Below are 3,991 nucleotides of genomic sequence, written 5' to 3'. Positions count from 1 at the left end.
GACCGATAGTTCCGATATTTACGTGTGGTTTACTTCTTTCAAATTTTGCTTTTGACATTGTAAAATCCTCCTTCATTAAGGTCATATAATGTTATTTACGACACTATTATAACCGATTGTTCTTTTATTATAAATACTATTAATATTTTTATTCAAATTTTATAAATAAAATTTGATATTTGATGGCTAGATAACTAGCCATCTATATATTTAAGAATAAATAAGGTTCTTATTTATCTCTTTTTCCAATAACTTCTTCTTGGATTGATTTTGGTACTTCTTCATAGTGATCAAATACCATTGAGTAAGTTCCTCTACCTTGAGTTTTTGATCTTAATGATGTAGCGTATCCAAACATCTCTGATAATGGAACGAATGCTCTAATTACTTGAGCTCCGTGTTTAGCTTCCATACCTTCGATTCTACCTCTTCTTGAGTTAACATCACCCATAACATCTCCCATGTACTCTTCTGGTACAACTACTTCAACCTTCATTGTAGGCTCAAGTAATACTGGGTCTGCTTTTTTCATAGCGTTCTTGAATGCCATTGATCCAGCAATTTTGAATGCCATTTCGTTTGAGTCAACATCATGGTATGAACCATCGATACATCTAACTTTGAAGTTGATTGTTGGGTATCCTGCGATAACCCCACTTTCAGCAGCTTCTTGAATTCCGTTATCTACAGCTGGAACGTACTCTCTTGGAATAACTCCACCAACGATAGCATTTTCGAATTCGTATTCTCCTTCGTGTGGTATCATTTCTATCCAACAGTGACCGTATTGTCCTCTACCACCTGATTGTCTTACGAACTTACCTTCAGCTTTAACAGCAGATCTGATAGTTTCTTTGTAAGCAACTTGTGGAGCACCAACGTTACACTCAACTTTGAATTCTCTTTGTAATCTATCAACGATGATATCTAAGTGAAGCTCACCCATACCAGCGATGATTGTTTGACCAGTTTCTTGATCAGTCCAAGTTTTGAAAGTTGGATCTTCTTCAGCTAGTTTAGCTAAAGCGATACCCATTTTTTCTTGACCTGATTTAGTTTTAGGCTCGATAGCGATTGAGATAACCGGTTCTGGGAAGTCCATACTTTCAAGGATTATTGGTGCGTTTTCAGCACATAATGTATCTCCTGTAGTAGTATTCTTAAGACCAACAACAGCTCCTAAGTCTCCTGCTCTTAACTCTTGAACTTCTTCTCTTGAGTTAGCGTGCATTTTAACTAGTCTACCGATTCTCTCTTTTTTACCTTTTGTTGAGTTAAGTACATAAGTACCACTCTCCATTATTCCTGAGTAAACTCTTGTGAATGCTAATCTTCCAACGAATGGGTCAGTAGCTATTTTGAATGCTAAAGCTGACATTGGAGCTTCATCACTAGCTTCTCTTTCTAATTCTACTTCTGGATCGTCAACATCTATACCTTTTACAGCAGGTATATCTAAAGGTGATGGTAAGTAATCAACTACTAAGTCGATCATTTCTTGAACACCTTTGTTTTTGTAAGATGATCCACAGATTACAGGAACGATTTCGTTAGCTATAGTAGCTTTTCTTAAAGCTGCTTTTAACTCTTCTATAGTTAATTCTTCACCCTCTAAGTATTTCATCATTAACTCTTCATCTGTTTCAGCTATAGCTTCGATCATTAATGATCTGTACTCTTCAGCTTTATCAGCTAAATCAGCTGGTACGTCACAAACTTCGATGTCTTTTCCTAAGTCATCTTTGTGTATGAACGCTTTGTTTTGTAGTAAGTCTACCATTCCAGCGAAGTTTTCTTCAGCTCCTATTGGAATTTGAATAGCTACTGCGTTAGCATTTAATCTTTCTCTTACAGAGTTGATACATGCATAGAAGTCAGCTCCTGTAGCATCCATTTTGTTTACGTAGATAGCTCTTGGAACTCCGTAGTTGTTTGCCTGTCTCCAAACTGTTTCAGTTTGTGGCTCAACTCCACTTTTAGCATCAAGTACTGTAACAGCACTATCAAGACATCTTAAAGATCTTTCAACCTCAACTGTGAAATCTACGTGTCCTGGAGTATCGATTATGTTTATTGCATAACCTTTCCATTGACAGAATGTAGCTGCAGAAGTGATTGTGATACCTCTTTCTTGCTCTTGTGCCATCCAGTCCATTTGTGAAGCACCATCGTGTGTTTCACCAATTTTGTGTGTTCTTCCTGTATAGAATAGTATACGCTCTGTAGTTGTTGTTTTACCAGCATCTATGTGAGCCATTATACCAATATTTCTAAATTTCTCTAAAGGAAATTGTCTTGCCATAATTGTTCCTCCTCCCGATGAGTAATTTTAAATTCAACAAAACTGTTTTGACTGAGTAAGCCAAAACAGTTTTAAAATTAGTATCTGTAGTGAGCGAATGCTTTGTTAGCTTCAGCCATTTTGTGAGTATCTTCTCTTTTCTTAACTGCAGCTCCTGTGTTATTAGCAGCGTCCATTAATTCAGCAGCTAACTTTTGACACATTAACTTCTCTCCTCTTTTTCTAGTTGCTATTAACAACCATCTGATACCTAGTGTCTGTCTTCTTTCAGCTCTAACCTCTATTGGAACTTGGTAAGTAGCTCCACCTATTCTTCTAGCCTTTACTTCTAGTAATGGCATTATATTGTTCATAGCTTCTTCGAAAACCTCTAAAGCATCTTTTCCAGTTTTTTCAGCAATCATTTCGAATGCATCGTAGCATATTTTTTGTGCTACTCCTTTTTTACCGTCTAACATGATTCCGTTTATTAACTTAGTTACAACCTTTGAGTTATAAACTGGATCTGCTAAAACATCTCTTTTTGCGATATGTCCTTTTCTTGGCACTTTTCTTCCCTCCTTAACAATTTTGATTTAAGTTCATTGGTACTCGATACACTTAAGTTGCGTATCGTAAAGTGCTTTTCTCCGTTACATGCATTAAATTTAATATATAAATCTATGTAAATACCGTAGATAAGCACTACATTAGTTTAGAGATTCCTATTTCTTAGGTCTCTTAGCACCGTATTTTGATCTTGATTGAAGTCTATTAGCTACTCCTGCGCAGTCTAATGCACCTCTTACGATGTGGTATCTAACCCCTGGAAGGTCTTTAACTCTTCCACCTCTTATAAGAACAACACTATGTTCTTGTAAGTTGTGTCCTACTCCACCGATGTAAGCAGTAACTTCGAATCCGTTTGTAAGTCTTACTCTTGCAACCTTTCTTAGGGCTGAGTTAGGCTTCTTTGGTGTAGAAGTTTTAACTACTGTACATACTCCTCTTCTTTGTGGGCAGCTCTTAAGTGCTGGTGAGTTTGATTTGCTTGCAGCAACTTTTCTTCCTTTTCTTACTAATTGGCTTATAGTTGGCATTTTTTCACCTCCTGAAATTTATTTATCTATATTAAATTTTAGATAAACCTAATTTAATTTAAAAATTTGTCTTAATAAAAAAATCATCGAGGCAGAGACATCTCTGCCTCAATGACTTAAAAGACATTACTAATTTTGTGTACTCTCTTGAATACACAAGATGTATTTTAACATTTAAGAATACACCTGTCAATAAAATTAGATTATTATTCTGCAACACCAATTATTTCAGTATCTTCAGTATCTTCTTCAACATCTAATCTTACGTTTCTGTATTTCATTAAACCTGTTCCAGCTGGAATAAGTTTTCCGATAATAACATTTTCTTTTAATCCTATTAGTGGATCTATCTTACCTTTAATAGCTGCTTCTGTAAGAACTCTTGTAGTTTCTTGGAATGAAGCTGCTGATAAGAAACTGTCAGTTGCAAGTGAAGCTTTAGTTATTCCAAGTAATACTTGTTCACCTTGTGCTTCTTCACCACCAAATTCTCTAACTCTATTGTTTTCTTCTTGGAAATCGAAGATATCAATAGTAGTTCCTGGTAGAAGATTTGTATCTCCTGACTCAGTTACTTTTATCTTTCTAGTCATTTGTTTTACAACTACTT

General features: G+C 35.6%; 3 protein-coding genes and 1 pseudogene. All 4 read right to left on the bottom strand.

Going from position 1 to position 3,991, the window contains the following annotated elements:
- Window positions 1-229: 229 nt before the first annotated feature.
- Window positions 230-2,302, bottom strand: coding sequence for an elongation factor G (gene fusA / locus M4I33_RS15620; protein ID WP_257917681.1), 2,073 nt, complete (start codon window positions 2,300-2,302; stop codon window positions 230-232).
- A gap of 77 nt (window positions 2,303-2,379) precedes the next feature.
- Entirely contained in the window at window positions 2,380-2,850 is a 471-nt protein-coding gene (rpsG, locus tag M4I33_RS15615; RefSeq protein ID WP_194191656.1) for a 30S ribosomal protein S7, read from the bottom strand.
- Window positions 2,851-3,006: 156 nt separating this feature from the next.
- On the bottom strand, window positions 3,007-3,381 hold the full coding sequence (rpsL, locus tag M4I33_RS15610; RefSeq protein ID WP_194191655.1) for a 30S ribosomal protein S12: 375 nt from the start codon (window positions 3,379-3,381) through the stop codon (window positions 3,007-3,009).
- A gap of 206 nt (window positions 3,382-3,587) precedes the next feature.
- A pseudogene (locus M4I33_RS15605) lies at window positions 3,588-3,991 on the bottom strand (DNA-directed RNA polymerase subunit beta'); the annotation flags it as partial.

Origin of the sequence: Clostridium sp. LY3-2, assembly GCF_024705715.1 — a bacterium.
Classification (GTDB): Bacteria; Bacillota; Clostridia; order Clostridiales; family Clostridiaceae; genus Clostridium.
This window is presented reverse-complemented; position numbering and strand designations above follow the sequence as displayed.

Coding starts and splice junctions, on each gene's coding strand:
- fusA (WP_257917681.1), bottom strand. CDS start 2,302: ATGGCAAGACAATTTCCTTTAGAGAAATTTAGAAATATTGGTATAATG.
- rpsL (WP_194191655.1), bottom strand. CDS start 3,381: ATGCCAACTATAAGCCAATTAGTAAGAAAAGGAAGAAAAGTTGCTGCA.